This window comes from Rickettsia endosymbiont of Orchestes rusci, assembly GCF_964030945.1.
Classification (GTDB): domain Bacteria; phylum Pseudomonadota; class Alphaproteobacteria; order Rickettsiales; family Rickettsiaceae; genus Rickettsia.
The window spans coordinates 184,209-203,332 of the sequence record NZ_CAXIQG010000004.1; the positions used below are offsets into that span (position 1 = coordinate 184,209).

The following is a 19,124-nucleotide window of genomic DNA, read 5'->3' on the forward strand; positions in this document are numbered from 1 at the left end:
ATTCATCTCTGCGACATCGCTCATAAGCATCGATTTTAGTAATTGCATTATACTTTAATTCCTTCAAATTTAAACATAATTAATTATATTTTCTAAAATTTATACAATATTTTTAAGTTATGTATTAAATAATCTTCATATTATTATTGACATAATAGTTAAATTACCTTAATAACTCCTCCTGATTAATAAATATCATTTTATAAATCTTTTTATTACTAAGATTTATGAAAAACCACAAATCTGAATTCAAATAATATGATTAATATTAATCATTTAAATTAATTAAATAAAAGGATAATTATATGCCTAACTTTTCTTGTCTAATACCTATATTTAAAAATGAAATTTTTAGCACTCTTGTATGAAATACAAAACAAGGCTTTCATCACTTGGGCAATAAAGTATATACCTCTATATTTACTGAAGATAATAAAAAAATAAGCGGTATATTTGTTGAAAGCATAAAATGTAATTTTAATAATCTCATAAAGCAATTAAACGATGCTAATCCATTTGCCTTACAAACTAACTGCGAAAATCCTGTAAATATTAAAGATATATTTACCAACGATGATACTCAAAAATTTCTCATATTAGAGCAGCATACAACTGTAGAAAACGATACTGCTAATATTTTGGGCAAAAGTTATAACGTTACGGATAATGTAATTTCTTTAAACGATATCGCCAGTTTTTTAGGTCTTGAGAATTGTACGACCGAAAGCGCATTAAGAGCTGTACAAGATTATCTTTTTTCTCTTATCCCTACGACAACGACTACTACTACCGAATTAATCAATACCACTATTGCTGCTAATAACTTAACTACCGAATATAATCCGGCTTTGAATAATGACGAATCGGGAACAGAGATTAATCCTTATTTAATAGTAGGAGCAGCAGCCACAACAACATTATTGATTGGGGGTTGCATAGGAACGGCTATAGGTTATTATTGGGGCAAAAAGAACGCTACTACAACATTAAACGGTAAAGTTTTTAGTAATGCTGACCAGTTACAACAATTACAGGAAGAAGGAATACCTTTGACAGGAGTAGAAGATCACTATAGCGATAAAGTTTTTAGTAATGCTGACCAGTTACAACAGTTACAAGAAGAAGAAATATCTTTAACAGGAGTAGAAAATCACTATAGTAGTATTATCTAGTTGTAATAGAAGATATACTTGTAGTATATTATAACTTCATCTTGAAAAAACCCTACTAATTATTATGAATTATGAAGCGTTTTAACTAACGCTTCATTTTTTTATTAAATATTAGTATGGAGTTCTACAAGCCTCTTGATAAAACCCTTCACTAAGGCTATTTTCCCGCGCTAAGGAAAACCCCAAGCAATCATAAAGATTTTAGTCGGTATTGTTGCACGGCTACCGGAATCGTCATTGCGAGGAGGCATTTATGCCGACGTGGCAATCCAGTTCTTGTCATGCTGAACTTGTTTCAGCATCTATTAAAAGATATCCTGAAATAAATTCAGGAGGACTATATTTTTCTAGATTGCCGCACCACTTGCAGCGGCGGCGTTGTTGCATGGCTCAAATTTTCGATGTCATTCCCGCGAAAGCGGGAATCCAGAAAAGTATTTAAGCGAATTATATAGTATAATTTTGTTTATTTTAAGTGTTTTTTCCTAGATTCCCGCTTTCGCGGGAATGACATACGGCACTTTTTTAGAGCCATGCAACAATGCCGCCTCGCCATGACGGTTTGGGTATCCATGCAACAACGCGCCGAAACTCGGCAAAGCAATAGAAGAATTAAATTACTTTATAGAGCTATAAGGTATCAAACCCTCTTGTAATACTATTCTTTAAATTTGTAATAAGCCTGATTTTTGTCACCTCTATAAATTAAAATTCCTTTGTCTGCCGCTAAAGATAAATCTCTACTAGCCGTTGCAGTAGAAATATCTTTATGTATGAAAATATAATCTTTTCTAGAAAACCATTTATCAGATAAATTAATTTTAGCAATCTCAAGCCGTAGTAAGGGAGTATTAGCTGTAGGTACGGCATCATTAGTATATAGTTTTAATGCTGCTAATATTTGAGCAGTCATAAATTCAATAAATAATGTAGATTCTCCAAGCTTATCACATTGATTTAAAATACTATAATATTCACTTTGGTTGTTCCTTATTAAACTCTCAACAGAAATATATTCAAAAATAGCATTAGTTTTAATTAATAATAATTGTTGCCATAATCTTCCCATTCTGCCGTTACCGTCTGAAAAAGGATGAATAAATTCTAATTCATAATGAAACACACAAGCTTTAATCACTCCCGGAATATTATTATTGCGGTTTATAAAATAGAACAAATCGTCCATTAATAAAGATACACGATTTGCAGGAGGAGCAAGGTGAGCTATTTCCTTACCTTTAAATATAGCTGCACCGCTTCAACACCCATTATCAGTTATTAAACCTTGCATCAGTAGTTTGTGAGCTTCTAATAATGACTTTATTGATAAGGGATTTAATATATTCAAATTATTATATAATTTGATAGCATTGTTAACTTCAATAATATCTTTTTCAGGAGCTAATACTCTCTTCCCGTTTATTAAATCGGTTATTTGGTTTATGCTTAAGGTATTCCCTTCAATTGCAAGAGAAGAGTGTATAGTTTTAATATGATTATTTTTTCTAAGTTTTATGGGAGGGCAGTAAAGTTTAGCACCGAATAAAACACCTAATTCATGAGAAATATTTTGTAATAATTCTAGGATTTTATTAGTTATTTGAAAAGGAGGTTTATTATTCATAAGATGATAGTATCATATGATACTATCATTGTCTAGAAAATTACACTTGTTGATGACGGGTTTCAGCTCTTAGTAATTTCATCGTATTTTTTAAGCTTAATAAGGACTGATTCTAAATTATCAAGCCTTATCATACAAGGCCCGTCGCTCGGCGCGTTATCGGGATCTTGATGTACTTCCATATAAATCCCTGCAACACCGACGGCAATAGCGGCCTTTGCTAGCAGTTCAACATATTTCCGTTGCCCCCCGCTACTACTGCCCATGCCGCCGGGTTGCTGAACAGAGTGGGTAGCATCAAAAATTACCGGGGCGTTTGTCTCTGCCATTATTGCAAGGCTACGCATATCCGATACTAAGTTATTATAACCGAAACATGCGCCTCGTTCCGTCAGCAAAATATTTTCTGCGCCGAAAGCCTGCAATTTTGCATGCACGTTTTTCATATCCCAAGGAGCTAAAAATTGACCTTTTTTAACATTCACTATTTTCTTAGTTCGTGCTGCTGCCTGTAGTAAATCCGTCTGCCTGCATAAGAAGGCCGGTATTTGTAATATATCGACTATTTTTGCGACTTCTATGCACTGCTCTGCCGTATGAATGTCTGTAACGATAGGACAATTAAAGGTTGCTTTTACTTTAGCCAACACCTTTAGACCCTGCTCAAGTCCAAGACCTCGAACGCCGTTTGCCGAAGTTCTATTAGCTTTATCGAAAGAAGATTTATAAATAAAAGGAATGCCGAGTTTGCTAGTTAATTTTACAATTTTTTCCGCTAAAAATAATGAATGATCTAAATTTTCAATTTGGCAAGGACCGGCAATTAAAGTAAAAGGCAGTTCATTCCCTATTTTTATATTCTTTAGTTCTACTATTTTTTGCATATATTCCTAACTTAATTGATACATTTTGTATATATGTCATTCCCTATACCTCTAGGCATTGTTGCATGGCTCTAAAAAAGTGCCGTATGTCATTCCCACGAAGGCGGGAATCCAGAAAATAATAAGTTTCATAGCATTTTTTGCTATTTTTTCCTAGATTGCCGCGTCGGCACTTTGTGCCTCCTCGCAATGACGGTGTTTTTTTATAAGGATTTCGAGCCATGCAACAACGCCCCACCTGCGCGGGAATGACATCGAAAAACCTATATTACTTCGCTATCGGTAAACTATTCCCTTCTTGATTAACTTCTTGGTTAATCTTAGTAGCTAAATCAGGTCTTTTCTTGGATGAAAGATTAGCAAGTACTATAGCATTCACCAAAAATAACGTTGCAAGTACCACGGTGCTTTTAGTTAGAAAGTTACCGACCGTTTTAGCACTGACTACTCCCATATTATTACCGCCGCTTAGCCCGCTAATCCCGTCGGAACCGCTACGTTGCATTAAAATAACTATAATTAATAAAACTGCGATGACAATATGAATAAAAAGAAGTATATTTATCATTAAGTAACCTATATTTTCTAATTCCAAGCCCTAACTATATACTAGCTTTGTATTATTTGCAACTTGGCTTTACATCGATGTCATTCTAGTTCAGCATTGTTGCGTGGATAATTAAAGCACACTCGATGTCATTCTAGCTAAAGGCTGGAATCCAGAAAATATTTAAGCGAATTATATAGTAAATTTTTATATAATTTTGTTTATTTTAAGTGTTTTTTCTGGATTCCCGCCTTTAGCTAGAATGACATCGAAAATTCGACTCATGCAACAACGCCTCCAGTCGCTCGCAGTGACGTTTTAATTATCCATATAATAAACAATAATCACTTTTAAAACGAAATAACTTGCAGATAACGCTCTTCATAACTATTTTATATTAGTATTCCTATCCTTTTAAAATGTTTAAGTAAAAATTTATGCTCGATAATATTAGAAAAACTGCCGATAGCTTTGTAATGCGCGTTTTATTTGCCATGATTGCTTTTGCCTTTGTCGGATGGGGGATTAAAGATATCCTACCTAGAGCGGTCGGCGGCGACTTCGTTACTTTTACTCATGCCGAAAATATAAGCCGAGAAGATTTTTTGAAAGCAAAATCTATGGAAATTAATGCTATTCAAAAACAAATGGGTACGAATTTAAGCGAAGAAGAGATAAATCAGTTAAATATCGATAAGCAAGTTATGAAAAGGCTTATATATAATAATATTTTAGATTATTTAGTTGCCTATTATGATTTTGATTTAAGCGATAATACCGTTACGGAATTAGTTAGGGAATCACCTGTTTTTAAAAATGAACAAGGAGTTTTTGATATAAGAATTTTTAAAACTTATTTCAGAAATTCTTATCTTAATGAAGAAGAATATTTATTAAACTTCAAAGAAAAAACTTTAAAAAATATTCTTGTCAGTATTTTTTTAGAAAGTTTTTATGTCCCTAAGGTAATGACGCAAAACATCGTTAATTATATGGCGGAAAAAAGAAATGTTGAGTTGTTACAAATAAATTTGAAAAACAAACCGAAAGATTTAAAAATTCCCCTGCCGAGTGATGAACAACTAGAGGATTTTTATAAAAATAACAAAAATTTATTTGAAATACCGGAAAAACGTAGCTTTTCTTATATTAAGATATCTAATCAAAATTTACAGAAAAAGATTAGTATTACTAAAGAAGAATTATTAGATTTTTATAATGAGAATAAAGAAGAGTTCGGTGATAAGAGTTTTGAGGCAGTACAAAAGCAATTATATGATTTATTACTAAGTCAAAAAATTGACATGCTTAATATGGAGCTTGCGAAAAATCTAGAGGATGACGTAGCCGCCGGCTCAACCTTAGTCGAGATTGCCGAAAAATATGAATTACCGTTGCAGAATGTTAATTACGTAAGTTACGAAGAACTCATTGAAAATAAAATAATTGCCGAGAATGTCGATAGTATTTTTGAACTTGCAGAAGGCGAATTATCATATCCTATAGAATCTGAAGATAAAAGTTACCTTATATTAGTAGAGTTAAAAGCGATTCAACAGGCAAAAATTCCGGAGTTTTCTATTATCAAAAATCAAGTAGCAGTTAGCTGGAATAAACAATATTTAGCCGATATTAATTTGCAAACTATAAAAGATTTAGCAAAGGAATATAAATCAGATAAAGAAGATATTAAAACCCTTAACGGAGTAGGAATCGAGGTAAGCCGGCAAAGCTATATAAGATCGGAAATTGAAAATGATACAACATTATCTCCGGAGATATTATTATCGATTTTCAGAACTAAAACCGGTAGTAATACGCCGGTTTTTCAAATAGGTAATAAAGTTTATTTTGCGCATATCAAATCAATAAGCTTGGATAAGCTAGCTGCCGAAACTATCCAAAAAAATTCAGAAGGAAATATAGCAAATACTATTAAGAATTCTATTGTTGATGAGCTTATAAATTATGCAATAAAGCAAAATGATATGAAAATAAAAGGCGGCTTAAAAGTGGCGGGTTAAGGTGATATGGTATAGCGGTCTTTAAATTCATCAGCTCTTATGCTTTCTGAATTTAGCCGTAGTTAACTCCAAGTCATCATTGCGAGGAAATGCTTTAGCATCGACGTGGGGCGTTGTTGCATGGCTCAGAAATTAACACAAAAAACCCGTCATTACGAAGTGGCTGTGGCAATCCAGGCTATCCCGAATATAATGAGGGATTTAATTAGAATACCAAAAAATTTATATAGGTGGCAAGTTTAGTATAAAAATATGTTTATACTTGATTGCCAGGTCGGTACTACGTACCTCCTTAGCTCAGACGATTCCGGTATCCATGCAGTGAATAATCTCATAAAAAGTATAAAAGCTATAACTCTCTGTGTGGCTTTAGCACTGATTTTTTATTGCCGAAAATATTTATTGTGGAAAATAGATTAGTCAGAGATTGCGGTTTTTTTAAATTACGTTTATAAGACCTGCCGGTCACGAGAGTATAGCTTGTAATCAGCGATGGTATAACCTCGTTATAATATATTTTATAAAGGTCTTTCATAGTCGCCATTGTCGTTAAATAGCCCCACTTCATCACTTGTTGCGGAACCCTAGCTAGTGCTTCGATACAAGCGATAGCTTCTTCAATTTCCGGATTTTTATTTTTATAAACATCTGCCATCGGGGACAAATTAGCTTGCATATCCTTAAACATTGCTTCAATCATTAACCCCATATATCGATCGCTTTTGAATTTTCTAATAAAAATTAGATCGTGTTTATCGGCATAATTTAAAAGTTGATATTTATATATAAAGATCATTAATTTGAGCCAATAAATTTTTAAACCGTAAATATTATTTTTATGATAAAATTTAAGTTTTGTTTCATATTGTATTTGTTTGTTCATACCGGCTTTAAGCAATTTATGAAGTAAGGTGTTACAATTTATTATATCGTCTTTCCTGCTTTGGCTGGCTGCAGGGGATGCCTTGGTACCGGAAAAATTAGCGGAATGGCGACCGACTTGCCGCCCCAAATTATCGCGTTGTATATCGGCAAAATGACCTAACTCTTGAGCGGCTATAATTTGCAGTCTTGCAACTGCCGGCCAACCGTTGCCGTAAGTCGGATGATCTTTGCTTATCTCACCGAAGGGGTTACCTCCGCATGAGACAAAAATAGCAACGTCTTTACCGTTAGTACTTTGCATACCGCTATTAGAGCCGGCACGCTGCCAATCGACAATATCCATCATGTCACCGATATTATGGGAGTAAGTAATAAATACCTCGACTTTGCCATATAACAGCCATTTTATCACGATCGGGTGAGCTGATTGGACAAAAATCCGCGTTAATTTTTCTGTAACCTCTTTATTTATGGGGCGTAATTTATGGATTTGTTTTTTTAAATCGGCAAAAATCGCTTCTATTTTTTTATCGGAAATTGAATTTTTATATAGAGCTTTAAAAAAATTAATAGTGTGAGGAATTAAATCAGTCGAGGTTAACTCCTCTTTGCTGACCATTAAACTAATATTAAATGTGGGATCGGAAAACCGCGCAAAATTACAACAATCATCCGTGTCTATCCGCAGCTTTCCCGACTTAATCAATTGCTGCGCTAATAATTCATATTCTATTTGCATCTCCTCGGCATAAATAGCCGGCGCATGGTCAAGGATGTGATATATCGAACTCATAAACGGCTTTGAATAAAGTTTATTTAAAACTTAACATACTTATTAATTTATGATACAGCACTAAAAGTTATATAAAAACAAAATTCTAAATTTATAATGAATTACATATGTAAGAATTTAAGGTAGTTGTTATATAAAAAATGAGAGACAAATGGATATATTAGGAGTATAATCCTTAAATATCGGATTTATTAGGAATATACTCATGATTATAAAGAGATTTTTAAATTTGGAATTACCGAAAGGACAATCTTGTTTTTTATGGGGAGCTCGCAAAACCGGTAAATCAACATATTTAAAAGAACGCTTTCCTAAAGCTCTGTATATAGATTTATTACAAGCGGATATATATCGAATTTATTTTCAGCACCCTGAACGTTTACGTGAGGAAATAGAGGCAAAGACTGAAATATCTACTATTATTATCGATGAGGTACAAAAAGTACCTTTACTTCTGGATGAAGTCCATCATTTAATAGAATCAAATAAATCTCTACAGTTTATTCTTTGCGGATCAAGTGCAAGAAGATTAAAATCAACCGGAGCTAATTTACTTGGAGGTAGAGCTTGGAGATATATGTTTCTACCGCTATGTTATCCTGAACTAAAAGAACTGAATTGGCATAAAATATTTAATCACGGACTTATTCCTGACCATTATTTAGCTCCTTTGAATATCCATAAATATTTAGCCTCATATTTATATGATTATATTTTACCGGAAGTTCAATTTGAGGCAAATCTTAGAAAAAGGGAAGCTTTTGCTAGGTTTTTAGAAATTATAGGAATTTCTAACGGTGAGATGATAAATTATAGTAATATTGCCCGAGATTGTGCAGTAGACGCAAAAACCGTTAGGACATATTTTGAAATATTAGAAGATATGTATCTTGGTTATCATTTATATCCTTATAAATCACGCGCTAAACGACAAATTATCACGGAAACGCCAAAATTTTATCTGTTTGATATAGCTCTTGTCAATTATTTAAGAAAATATGAATATCAAGAGATGGTAGGATTTGAAGCAGGTAAAGCTTTTGAGCATTATGTGTTTCTAGAATTGATAGCCTATAAATACTTAAACGATAAAAGAGAGCAGTTATTTTATTGGCGTACAAAAGAAGGTTATGAAGTTGATTTTATTGTACAGGATAATGCATTTGAAGTTAAAATTTCCTCTTCTATACAAAAAAATCATCTAAAAGGACTTTTAGAATTTGGTAAAGAACATGATTGTAAATTACATGTTATTAGTAATGAAAAAACAAAACGCGTAATTACTATAGAAAATAAAGAAATTACTATTTGGCCTATAAGAGAGTTTCTAGATATGTTATGGGGAAATAATATATGGAAATAAGAAAATATTTTGGTCCCTCCTATAGGAATTTACAACACTTTTTCCATAAAACAAGGTTATGCGTAATCGTAACAAAAACCTATTCAACAAGCGGGGGCAATTTGCTCCTTTCTTAAGCTAAACCCTAAACCTCTATACTTTCAAAACTCATTACACAACTTTCTTTGTTATCATTTTCCTTTGCTATGTTTGCTATGCCGAGATTTCTTAATAAATATCCTTTAACCTTTTTAGCTATTAATGTGTCTATTTGATTCCACGCAAGATTAAAAGAAATAAGAGTAACATTTATTTTTAAAGCTTGTTCAAGTTCTTTTGTTCCTGCTCCTGTTATATTATTATACCCAAGATCAAGCGAGGTAATAGTTTTATTAGTTTTGAGCAGTTTAGCAATTTCCTTAGCTCCTGCATTGCCTATTTTGTTACCCCAAAAACTAAGAGAAATAAGAGTAGTATTTTTCTTTAGTAACTCGATGATTTCCTTAATTTCTACATCTCCTATATTTTTCTCGGAAAGTTTAAGAGAAGTGCCGCCGTTGCGTAAACTATTAGCTTCCTCTATAAATTCTTTCTTTTCTAAATACTCTATCAGCTTTTTCATATTTTCCTCCTTTAAAAGATTAAATAATATACTGCCAAGCAACATCTTTAGCCCGTAGGTGCTGCGCTATTGTCTAAACTCATCAAACCACCCAATATAATAAGCTCCCCCTCCTCGCTATTAATTGCTGCATCTATTAAACACGGGCTTAATTCATCAATCCGCTCGCCTATTTCCTTTAAGCTAAATTTATCCCTAGCAGCCCCTAGCAATTCCGGATGATTCAAAAGCGGTTTGTCATAAATTATTTCTTTTACTGCCCACGTTGTTATTTCGTTTGTTCTCAAAAGTAATAAGTTACATATATCTTTAAAACCATTTTGTTGAGCTAAACTTAAAGCTGTCTCACCATTCTTAGTAACGTGATTAATAGCCTGATTAGACATTTTAGGTATAAGCATTTCGCAAATTTTTTCTAAGGATCTATAAGCAGCCAAAGTTAAAGCCGTGTGACCATAAATTTTTTCAACAATATTAATAGCCTGATCAGACATTTTAGGAATAAGTATTTCACAAATTTTTTCTAAGCCATTACCGATAGCCCAAATTAAAGCCGTATTGCCGTAAGTTTTTTCAATAGTATTAATAGCTTGATCCGACATTTTAGGAATAAGTAGCTCACAAACTTTTTCTAAGCTTTTCTCGGCAGCAAAAGTTAAAGCCGTATTGCCGCTATTAGTAACGTGATTAATAGCCTGAACAGACATTTTAGAAATAAGCATTTTGCAAACTTTTTCTAAGCCTTTCTCGGCAGCCAAAGTTAAAGCCGTATTGCCGTAAGCTGTTTCAATAGCATTAATAGCCTCAGTAGACATTTTAGGGATAAGCATTTCGCAAATTTTTTCTAAGGACCTATAGGCAGCTAAAGTTAAAGCCGTGTGACCATAAATTTTTTCAACAATATTAATAGCCTGATCAGACATTTTAGGGATAAGCATTTCACAAATTTTTTCTAAGCCATTACCGATAGCCCAAATTAAAGCCGTATTGCCGCTATTAGTAACGCGATTAATAGCCTGATTAGACATTTTAGGAATAAGCATTTCGCAAACTTTTTCTAAGCCGGTACCGGCAGCCCAAGTTAAAGCCGTATTGCCGCTATTAGTAACGTGATTAATAACCTGATTAGACATTTTAGGGATAAGCATTTCGTAAACTTTTGCTAAGCCTTTCTCGGCAGCCAAAGTGAAAGCCGTATTGCCGTATTTATTAACCTGATTAATAGCCTGATTAGACATTTTAGAAATAAGCATTTCACAAACTTTTTCTAAGCCGGTACCTGCAGCCCAAGTTAAAGCCGTAAAGCCCTTACTATTAACCTGATTAATAGCCTGGTCAGACATTTTAGGTATAAGCATTTCACAAACTTTTTCTAAACCTTTACCGGCAGCAAAAGTTAAAGCCGTATCGCCGTCATTAGTAACATGATTAATAACCTGATTGGACATTTTAGGTATAAGCATTTTGCAAACTTTTTCTAAGCCTTTCTCGACAGCAAAAGTTAAAGCCGTATTGCCGTAAGTTTTTTCAATAGCATTAATAGCCTGAACAGACATTTTAGGAATAAGCATTTCGCAAACTTTTTCTAAGCCGTTACCGGCAGCCCAAGTTAAAGCTGTATAGCCGTATGTTTCAATAGCATTAATAGCCTGGTCAGACATTTTAGGAATAAGCATTTCGCAAACTTTTTCTAAGCCGTTACCGGCAGCCCAAGTTAAAGCCGTAAAGCCCTTATTATTAACCTGATTAATAGCCTGAACAGACATTTTAGAAATAAGCATTTCACAAATTTTTTCTAAGGCTTTACCGGCAGCCAAAGTTAAAGCCGTATTGCCGTAAGTTTTTTCAACAGCATTAATAGCTTGATCAGACATTTTAGGAATAAGTAGCTCACAAATTTTTTCTAAGTCTTTACCCGCAGCTAAAGTTAAAGCCGTATTGCCGTACTTATTAATCTGATTAATAGCCTGAACAGACATTTTGTTAATAAGCATTTCGCAAACTTTTGCTAAGCTATTATCGATAGCCCACATTAAAGCCGTAAGGTCATCATTATTAACCGGATTAATAGCCTGATTGGACATTTTAGGTATAAGCATTTCGTAAACTTTTTCTAAGCCTTTAGATGATCTTGCAACAAAAAAACGTACAAATTAAAGAGAGGAGTTATTAATTTTTTTATAGTTTAACTCGTACTCATTTGGAGTTTTGTATTTTAAAGTAGAATGTCTCCTTTTTTGGTTATAAAATGTATAAATATAGGTAAATATATCAAGTCCTGCTTCTTCTATGGTTTGATATTTTTTAAAATAAATAAGTTCAGTTTTTAAAGTATGAAAGAAGCTCTCCATAGCAGCATTATCATAGGACACACCGGTTTTGCCATGACTTAAAACAATTCCATGGTTGCTCGCTGCTTTATAAAATTCCAAACTAGTAAATTGGCTTCCAAGATCAGAATGATGGATAAGACCCTTAAGCGGTTTACGTTGTAATGTAGCCGAGTTAAGGGCTTTAATTATCAAGTCTGTTTTCATTGTTTCGTCTATTGCCATGCCTACTACTTTCCTTGAGAACAGGTCAAGTACTATAGCAAGGTAAGCCCACTTATTATTTACAGAAATATAACTAATATCTGCTACCCAAATGTTATTCGGGCTTGAGACAGAAAAATTTTGTTTAACTAAATCCTCTCCCCTGTGATAAGGTTTATTGGACTGTTTTGTAGTCTTTTTAAACTTCTTATACATTTTTGCTTGAATGCCGTTTACTTGCATCAATCTTGCTACTCGAGGACGTGAACATACAAAGCCTTGTTCTCTTAATTCTGCATGAATTCTTGGACTTCCATAAGTTTGATAAGTTCCAGCAAAAATAGTTTTAATCTTACTTACCAATTCCTCATTATATTCAGCTCTTTTACTTGGCATACGATTAATAAAATCATAATAACCACTCCTGCTAACCCCTAAAATCTTAGCCATCTGATCTACACAAAAATAAGAGCTATGATTCTTCATAAATTCGTACCTTTGTTTGAGGGAGCTGAAAAGATGACCACTGCTTTTTTTAGGATATCTCGCTCTTGTTTTACAAGATGTAATTCCCTCTTTAAATCTCGTACCTCTTGATTCACTACATTGCCACTACCAACAAAGCTAGCCTCTCCTTTGCCTTTGTAATTCTTAAGCCAATATCCCAAACCAGATCGTGAAACCCCTAAATCCTTAGCAATATCATTGATGCTTTTACTACCTTTATTTGCTAAATACAGTTTTACTGCATTAATCTTAAATTCTTTATCGTATATTTTTTGACTCATTGCAAATCCTCCTAAGATTTATTTTATCTCATCTTAATTCTATCTGTCCGTTTTTTTATAGCAGGATCAAGATGCAGCCAAAGTGAAAGCCGTATTACCGTCATTATTAACCTGATTAATAGCCTGATTGGACATTTTGTTAATAAGCATTTCATAAACTTTTTCTAAGCCATTATCGATAGCCCAAATTAAAGCCGTATTGCCGTAAGTTTTTTCAACAGCATTAATAGCTTGATCAGACATTTTAGAAATAAGCAGCTCGCAAACCTTTTCTAAGCCTTTCCTTGCAGCAAAAGTTAAAGCCGTATTGCCGTCATTATTAACCTGATTAATAGCCTGATTGGACATTTTGTTAATAAGCATTTCATAAACTTTTTCTAAGCCATTATCGATAGCCCAAATTAAAGCCGTATTGCCGTAAGTTTTTTCAACAGCATTAATAGCTTGATCAGACATTTTAGAAATAAGCAGCTCGCAAACCTTTTCTAAGCCTTTCCTTGCAGCAAAAGTTAAAGCCGTATTGCCGTAAGTTTTTTCAACAGCATTAATAGCTTGCTCGTTCATTTTAGGAATAAGCATTTCGCAAACTTTTGCTAAGCCGTGACCGGCAGCTAAAGTTAAAGCCGTATGGCCGTAAGTTTTTTCAATAGCATTAATAGCTTGATCAGACATTTTAGGGATAAGCATTTCGCAAGCTTTTTGTAAGCCATTATCGATAGCCCAAATTAAAGCCGTAAAACCATCATCACTAACCTGATTAATAGCCTGATTAGACATTTTAGGTATAAGCATTTTGCAAACTTTTGCTAAGTCTTTACGGGCAGCTAAAGTTAAAGCCGTATTGCCGTATTTATTAATCTGATTAATAGCCTGATCAGACATTTTAGAAATAAGCATCTCGCAAACTTTTGCTAAGCCATTAAAGGCAGCAAAAATTAAAGCCGTATTGCCTTTATAATCAATTTTGCTTAACTCGCTCTGACTCATTTGGCTTATTAAATTTTGTGCTTCTATTGGATTTTCTGACTTTATAGCTTCTATTATTTTTTCAAATGATGATTTTATTGATTTCTTGGGTGTAAACATAACCCCCTCTTTAGCTTATATTTATTAATATCCGCTAACCATAAATTAATCTTTATATTTGCTAAAATAATTACAAGTATATCAGTAACAAGTCAAATAAAAAAAGATTAACAAATTAAATATGACGTTAAAAAGTGAGGCGATAACTAAGGAATATTATTGTACAGCATAATCCATTAAGATATGGACAGATTATAACAAACAGCATCAAAAAAATGTTCGAAGTCTTTTGCAGTTTTTCTAATTTGATTTTTTAATTTAAACCAATAATGCTCAATTGGATTTAAATCAGGAGAGTAAGTAGGTAAAAATAAAATACTACAACCTACAGATTCTATTAGCTCTTTGACCTTGGAATTCTTATGGAAATTAATATTATCCATAACAACCACTTGACCTTGTTTTAATTCTTTGATCAAAAAATCTTCAACATAACTCTTAAAAATTAGTGTATCACAAGTCCCTTCAAAAACTATTGGAGCTATTATTTTACCATTGCAAAGCCCTGCTATCATACTTACTCTTGTTTTATGTTGGTAAATTTTCTTATCGTAATATCTTTTACCTTTTAGGCTATAACCGTACTACAAGCATGCATTGTCTTCTATTCCGGATTCATCCATAAACACTAAATCTTCTTTTGAAATAGTTTTGATTCTAGCTATAAAATCATTCCTTGCTCCATCGTCCCTTTTGGGGTGCGTAAAAGTTTTTTTTATAACTATATCCTAGTGCTTTTATACCTCGCCAAATTGTCGTTGCTGACCATTTATTTGATATTTTTGCTAATTCTTTTAGGCTTTTATCGGCATTATTATCTATAAATTCCTTAAACTCCGGCATATTTGTTAGCTTTTTATTATGACCTTTTTGATAGCCTACTCTCGGCTGAATATCTCCTTCTTTCTTTTGAATAGCTTGCCATTTGTATAATGTTTGCCTAGATATATTTAATAACTCCTTAACTTTACTTACTGACTTAACTTTATCTATTAACTCTAATGCTTTTGTTCTTAGTTCGTATGGATATGCTCGGACCATCTCTTTCCTTTTTCGCACATAGATTTACTTATTTTATGCTACTTGTCAATACCTTAATGGATTATGCTATACTATCACCCCCAATATAGTAGCATCATCATTTATATTTTGATGGTCTATTGTTTCGTCAAGCTGCTCTTCTACCGCAATAAGCTTTGACTTCATAAGCTCTTGCATATTATTTGTTATCTGCTCTATATCGGTTTTATTTACTAGAGCTTGTTCTTCATATTTCTTTGCTGCATTTGTTTTATTAGTAACGTACAAAGGCTTTTTGCTAGTGGCTATTGCCTCGTTATATTTTTCTATTGCCTTGTCATATTCACCTTTATTGGGCGTTGTTGTATGGCTCAGAAATTAATACAAAGTTAAAGGGGTAAATAATATACTAATATCATCTACCGTGAGCTTAGAAGACGTTTGAGCTGTAGGGTCAAACAGATTATTCATTAATTCTGCTTTTTTCTTTTGCATTTCTATGATTTTTTCTTCGACCGTTCCTGCAGTGATAATTTTATATACAAATACCGGTTTATCTTGTCCGATGCGGTGAGCGCGGTCGGTAGCTTGGTTTTCTACTGCCGGATTCCACCAAGGATCATAATGAATTATTGTATCGGCAGCAGTAAGATTAAGCCCGGTACCTCCGGCTTTTAAGCTGATTAAGAATAAAGGTACTGAGCCTTCTTGAAAGCTTCTTATAGGTGTTTCTCGGTCTTTGGTTTGTCCGGTAAGTTTAACATATGATATTCCTCTCAAGTTTAATTGTTCTTCTATTATTTGTAACATACTAGTGAATTGTGAAAATAATAATATTTTACGTCCTTCTTCCAGCATTTCCGTTAACATATTTATTAACTCCAACCGCTTTGCGGATTCGGTTATATTTTTTGCAGCATCCATCTTAAGTAAACTTGGATCACAACAAACTTGCCTGAGTTTTAGTAAAGCATCAAGTACTATAATATGGCTTTTTTCCATACCGTGCCGTGCTATTTCTTTTTGCACTCTTTCATGCATACTTACACGAATAGTTTCATATAAATCACGTTGCGCACCTTCGAGTTCTACGGTGCGAATGATTTCGGTTTTAGGGGGAAGCTCCGTTAATACTTCTTGTTTAGTACGGCGTAAAATAAAAGGTTTTATTCTTTCCGTTAGAATTTTTAATTTTTGATTATTGCCGTCTTTTTCAATGGGATTGCGAAATAAAGTAGTAAATTGTTTACTAGTTCCAAGGTATCCCGGTAATAGAAAATTAAATAACGACCATAATTCTCCTAAATGATTTTCTAAAGGAGTACCTGTTAGGCATACTCGATGAGTAGCCTTTATCTGACTAACTATTTGAGTAATTTTCGCATTGGAATTTTTAATAGTTTGTGCTTCATCAAGAATAATTGTATGATATTCATGAGATAAAAGAATATCTTTATCACGCAGCAATAAAGGATAAGTAGTTAGTATTAAGTTATATTTACTTATATCATTAAAATGTATTTTACGCTTAGCACCATGCAGAGTTAATACTTTGAGGTCGGGTACAAATTTTTCTGCTTCTAGCCGCCAATTACTCATAAGACTAGTAGGCGCAATAACTAAAAAAGGGTTGTTCAAGGATTTTTCAGCTTTCTCGGTGGCAATATGGGCAAGCAGCTGAACGGTTTTTCCAAGTCCCATATCATCTGCAAGTATTCCGGCTAATTGATATTCACGTAAAAACTGTAACCAATTTAATCCTTCCTGTTGATAATTACGTAACTTCCCTTGAAAATTTGGAGGAATTGTTATCGGTGTAATACTGTTAAAATTTTTAAGTTTTTTTCCTAATTCCCGTATTTTATCTCCGCCGAACCAACGTATATTCAGAGCTTGCAACGCAGCTTCCATTTCTGCAAGCAGTGCTGCTTCTGAAAACTGCATTTTGAGTATGCCGTTTTCATCAATGTTATTTTGAAAACTAAATAAATATTGAATAGTACTAAGCAATGTTTTAATACGTTCAGGAGGAAGTGCTAAACGCTTACCGTCGGACAAAGGAATTAGAAAAGGTTTTTCGTTAGAAAAATTTTCAAGGTTAGCATAAATATTATTATCTTTTTTTAGCAAATTTAATAATATCGGTATTAGATTTAACTTATTACCTTCAATACTTACACCTAGCTCAACGTTAAACCATTGATTATCATTATCTTGGATTTCTCCATACCATTCTTTATCTGCATATACTATATTATACGGGAAAGACGGTAGCATTTTAATTTGCCAACCTTGCTCTTTAAGGCGTGTTATATCTTGCTTAACAAATTTTTCCCAAGCTTGTGCTATAATTTTATCTTTATGAAAATTTTCTTTCTTCTCTCCTATAGTTATATAGTCATAATAATCCTTTCTTATATTATAATAATTAGTGATATTCTTATATTTAATACCAAAACCTAAAAGCTGCAAGTAATCCATTATTCCTTTTTCTATTGAGATTTTACGAGGAATAATTTGTACCTCTCCTCCTTTAAAACGGCTGAATTCTAGACTTGGATCATCGCAAGCAATAATTTTCCCTCCATAATCAAAGGATAAACTAGCAGCTGCTACAGTAACAGGCTCTCCTATAGCACGTGCAGTCCAGCCGTTAGATTTTTGTGGTTGGATCGTAATTCCCATAAGCTTTAATATCGGTATCGGCTCTATATCTAATTTAGATATAGGAAGTTTTGTTGGGAGCAGCTCACCTGCATTATTCCCGAATATAGATATTAGTTTCTCGGTTAAGGCTTCCACTTGCTGTGGTTTAATATTAGGTGCTTTCAGAAGGTGAATTATTTGTTTATCAGGAATATCTAGCTTTATATCTACTATTCCTATTTTTCTTGAGATAGGGCATATATAATGAAGCGGAGCTAAAGAAAGTATAATAGGTGCAGTAATATTCTCTACGGTAATATTTAAAGTTTGTGTACCGTCTGATTGCGTTTTCCAAATTAATTTAGCACTACGAGTTTCTCCAAATCTTAAGAAATTTTTGGGTGATTCCTCATCTTTTAAATAACAGCGTTCTGATTCAATAAGAAGCTTGAGTAAAAATAATACTTCCTCACCGCCTGAAATTGTATAGCTATATCTAGAGCTATAGCTAGGAGTAGAAGTTAAGCCTGAAATTAAACGCAATATCACTAGATCATTATCATTAATATAATTGGGACGACTATATGACCAAGTGGTATCCAATCCACAACTTTTTCTACTACCAAATACACCTATTTTTTTAATATAAGCGATAGTAGGTGATACGGTAAGTGTTCCATGATTTCTAGAAAATTCTAAACTATAAATTAAAGTGTTTTGGGAATTAGAATCTAACTGTTTTTTATCCGCTTCTTTAAAACTTTCTAGCCATATGTTTAAATTTTGATCAAATGCTGAAGAGTCAATATTTGGAGATTCCGAAAATAATTTCTTTCCTTCTAACAATGTTGCAACTATATGCTTACAATCAAAGCCTAGCGGACAAGAACAAATTCCTTCAAATATTTTACTGTTACCCTCACCTGTAATAATCTCGACTTCTACTTGATAAGGTTCATCTCTTGACCCCTGTACATCAGCTAATAACTTACCGTTATTAAATGATAGATTTTTTACGTATCCTTGTTTTGCATATGCACTGCCGCGCAAATAATCTTTATCCGGGAAATTATTGATAATATCTTCGGTAGTATAAAATTTTTTAAATGACATATTTTATTCTCTTTACTTATTATTAAATCTTTCTGCTGTTGTAA

Annotated in this window: 16 protein-coding genes and 4 pseudogenes; 6 read left to right on the top strand and 14 right to left on the bottom strand. The window is 33.2% G+C overall.

Annotated elements, in window-relative coordinates; genetic code table 11:
* Window positions 1-392: 392 nt before the first annotated feature.
* Complete coding sequence (locus AAHM91_RS04465) at window positions 393-1,172, top strand: DUF5460 family protein (protein WP_342270016.1); 780 nt, start codon at window positions 393-395, stop codon at window positions 1,170-1,172.
* A gap of 214 nt (window positions 1,173-1,386) precedes the next feature.
* Window positions 1,387-1,614: a hypothetical protein gene (locus tag AAHM91_RS04470; protein WP_342270017.1), complete on the top strand. Its 228-nt coding sequence runs from the start codon at window positions 1,387-1,389 to the stop codon at window positions 1,612-1,614.
* Between the two features lie 216 nt (window positions 1,615-1,830).
* Here the strand turns inward: AAHM91_RS04470 and AAHM91_RS04475 are convergent.
* The 4 genes and pseudogenes from AAHM91_RS04475 to secG form a co-directional block, all read right to left on the bottom strand.
* A pseudogene (locus AAHM91_RS04475) lies at window positions 1,831-2,796 on the bottom strand (Fic family protein).
* A gap of 62 nt (window positions 2,797-2,858) precedes the next feature.
* Complete coding sequence (kdsA, locus tag AAHM91_RS04480) at window positions 2,859-3,680, bottom strand: 3-deoxy-8-phosphooctulonate synthase (RefSeq protein ID WP_342270018.1); 822 nt, start codon at window positions 3,678-3,680, stop codon at window positions 2,859-2,861.
* Between the two features lie 43 nt (window positions 3,681-3,723).
* Window positions 3,724-3,903, bottom strand: a complete 180-nt coding sequence (locus tag AAHM91_RS04485; protein WP_342270019.1) for a hypothetical protein — start codon at window positions 3,901-3,903, stop codon at window positions 3,724-3,726.
* 45 nt (window positions 3,904-3,948) lie between these two features.
* Window positions 3,949-4,248 carry a preprotein translocase subunit SecG gene (gene secG / locus AAHM91_RS04490; protein ID WP_253308241.1) on the bottom strand — a complete coding sequence of 100 codons (300 nt, stop codon included), beginning with the start codon at window positions 4,246-4,248 and terminating at the stop codon, window positions 3,949-3,951.
* A 416-nt stretch (window positions 4,249-4,664) separates the two neighbouring features.
* Between secG and AAHM91_RS04495 the strand changes: the two genes are divergently transcribed.
* Window positions 4,665-6,251: a peptidylprolyl isomerase gene (locus AAHM91_RS04495; RefSeq protein ID WP_342270020.1), complete on the top strand. Its 1,587-nt coding sequence runs from the start codon at window positions 4,665-4,667 to the stop codon at window positions 6,249-6,251.
* Between the two features lie 120 nt (window positions 6,252-6,371).
* Complete coding sequence (locus tag AAHM91_RS04500; protein WP_342270021.1) at window positions 6,372-6,494, top strand: hypothetical protein; 123 nt, start codon at window positions 6,372-6,374, stop codon at window positions 6,492-6,494.
* A 106-nt stretch (window positions 6,495-6,600) separates the two neighbouring features.
* Here the strand turns inward: AAHM91_RS04500 and AAHM91_RS04505 are convergent, their stop codons facing one another.
* Window positions 6,601-7,929 carry a DUF2748 family protein gene (locus tag AAHM91_RS04505; RefSeq protein ID WP_342270022.1) on the bottom strand — a complete coding sequence of 443 codons (1,329 nt, stop codon included), beginning with the start codon at window positions 7,927-7,929 and terminating at the stop codon, window positions 6,601-6,603.
* 205 nt (window positions 7,930-8,134) lie between these two features.
* On the opposite strand from AAHM91_RS04505, the pseudogene AAHM91_RS10940 reads away from it, so the two are divergent.
* A pseudogene (locus AAHM91_RS10940) lies at window positions 8,135-8,476 on the top strand (AAA family ATPase); the annotation flags it as partial.
* A gap of 30 nt (window positions 8,477-8,506) precedes the next feature.
* The gene (locus tag AAHM91_RS04510; protein ID WP_342257197.1) at window positions 8,507-9,292 is read left to right on the top strand and encodes an ATP-binding protein; all 786 of its coding nucleotides are present in this window, start codon (window positions 8,507-8,509) and stop codon (window positions 9,290-9,292) included.
* A 124-nt stretch (window positions 9,293-9,416) separates the two neighbouring features.
* Here the strand turns inward: AAHM91_RS04510 and AAHM91_RS04515 are convergent, their stop codons facing one another.
* The 9 genes and pseudogenes from AAHM91_RS04515 to AAHM91_RS04555 all read right to left on the bottom strand — a co-directional run bounded on the left by AAHM91_RS04515 (window position 9,417) and on the right by AAHM91_RS04555 (window position 19,080).
* The gene (locus AAHM91_RS04515; RefSeq protein WP_342270024.1) at window positions 9,417-9,893 is read right to left on the bottom strand and encodes a leucine-rich repeat domain-containing protein; all 477 of its coding nucleotides are present in this window, start codon (window positions 9,891-9,893) and stop codon (window positions 9,417-9,419) included.
* A gap of 47 nt (window positions 9,894-9,940) precedes the next feature.
* Window positions 9,941-11,767: an ankyrin repeat domain-containing protein gene (locus AAHM91_RS04520; RefSeq protein WP_342270730.1), complete on the bottom strand. Its 1,827-nt coding sequence runs from the start codon at window positions 11,765-11,767 to the stop codon at window positions 9,941-9,943.
* 3 nt (window positions 11,768-11,770) lie between these two features.
* Window positions 11,771-12,001, bottom strand: a pseudogene (locus AAHM91_RS04525) (ankyrin repeat domain-containing protein); the annotation flags it as partial.
* A gap of 45 nt (window positions 12,002-12,046) precedes the next feature.
* Window positions 12,047-12,997: an IS3 family transposase gene (locus tag AAHM91_RS04530; protein WP_342269827.1), complete on the bottom strand. Its 951-nt coding sequence runs from the start codon at window positions 12,995-12,997 to the stop codon at window positions 12,047-12,049.
* On the bottom strand, window positions 12,910-13,215 hold the full coding sequence (locus AAHM91_RS04535; protein ID WP_342269687.1) for a transposase: 306 nt from the start codon (window positions 13,213-13,215) through the stop codon (window positions 12,910-12,912). Before AAHM91_RS04535 ends, AAHM91_RS04530 begins: the two co-directional genes overlap by 88 nt.
* 66 nt (window positions 13,216-13,281) lie before the next feature.
* Complete coding sequence (locus AAHM91_RS04540) at window positions 13,282-14,301, bottom strand: ankyrin repeat domain-containing protein (RefSeq protein ID WP_342270025.1); 1,020 nt, start codon at window positions 14,299-14,301, stop codon at window positions 13,282-13,284.
* 176 nt (window positions 14,302-14,477) lie between these two features.
* Window positions 14,478-15,342: pseudogene (locus AAHM91_RS04545) on the bottom strand (IS630 family transposase).
* A gap of 66 nt (window positions 15,343-15,408) precedes the next feature.
* On the bottom strand, window positions 15,409-15,609 hold the full coding sequence (locus AAHM91_RS04550; RefSeq protein ID WP_342270026.1) for a hypothetical protein: 201 nt from the start codon (window positions 15,607-15,609) through the stop codon (window positions 15,409-15,411).
* A 90-nt stretch (window positions 15,610-15,699) separates the two neighbouring features.
* Entirely contained in the window at window positions 15,700-19,080 is a 3,381-nt protein-coding gene (locus AAHM91_RS04555; protein WP_342270027.1) for a DEAD/DEAH box helicase, read from the bottom strand.
* Window positions 19,081-19,124 lie beyond the last annotated feature (44 nt).

Bases quoted from the DNA above. Each gene is read 5' to 3' on its own strand.
- kdsA (WP_342270018.1), bottom strand. From the start codon at position 3,680: ATGCAAAAAATAGTAGAACTAAAGAATATAAAAATAGGGAATGAACTG.
- AAHM91_RS04485 (WP_342270019.1), bottom strand. From the start codon at position 3,903: ATGGCTCGAAATCCTTATAAAAAAACACCGTCATTGCGAGGAGGCACA.
- secG (WP_253308241.1), bottom strand. From the start codon at position 4,248: ATGATAAATATACTTCTTTTTATTCATATTGTCATCGCAGTTTTATTA.
- AAHM91_RS04495 (WP_342270020.1), top strand. From the start codon at position 4,665: ATGCTCGATAATATTAGAAAAACTGCCGATAGCTTTGTAATGCGCGTT.
- AAHM91_RS04500 (WP_342270021.1), top strand. From the start codon at position 6,372: ATGGCTCAGAAATTAACACAAAAAACCCGTCATTACGAAGTGGCTGTG.
- AAHM91_RS04505 (WP_342270022.1), bottom strand. From the start codon at position 7,929: ATGAGTTCGATATATCACATCCTTGACCATGCGCCGGCTATTTATGCC.
- AAHM91_RS04510 (WP_342257197.1), top strand. From the start codon at position 8,507: ATGTTTCTACCGCTATGTTATCCTGAACTAAAAGAACTGAATTGGCAT.
- AAHM91_RS04515 (WP_342270024.1), bottom strand. From the start codon at position 9,893: ATGAAAAAGCTGATAGAGTATTTAGAAAAGAAAGAATTTATAGAGGAA.
- AAHM91_RS04520 (WP_342270730.1), bottom strand. From the start codon at position 11,767: ATGTCTGATCAAGCTATTAATGCTGTTGAAAAAACTTACGGCAATACG.
- AAHM91_RS04535 (WP_342269687.1), bottom strand. From the start codon at position 13,215: ATGAGTCAAAAAATATACGATAAAGAATTTAAGATTAATGCAGTAAAA.
- AAHM91_RS04540 (WP_342270025.1), bottom strand. From the start codon at position 14,301: ATGTTTACACCCAAGAAATCAATAAAATCATCATTTGAAAAAATAATA.
- AAHM91_RS04555 (WP_342270027.1), bottom strand. From the start codon at position 19,080: ATGTCATTTAAAAAATTTTATACTACCGAAGATATTATCAATAATTTC.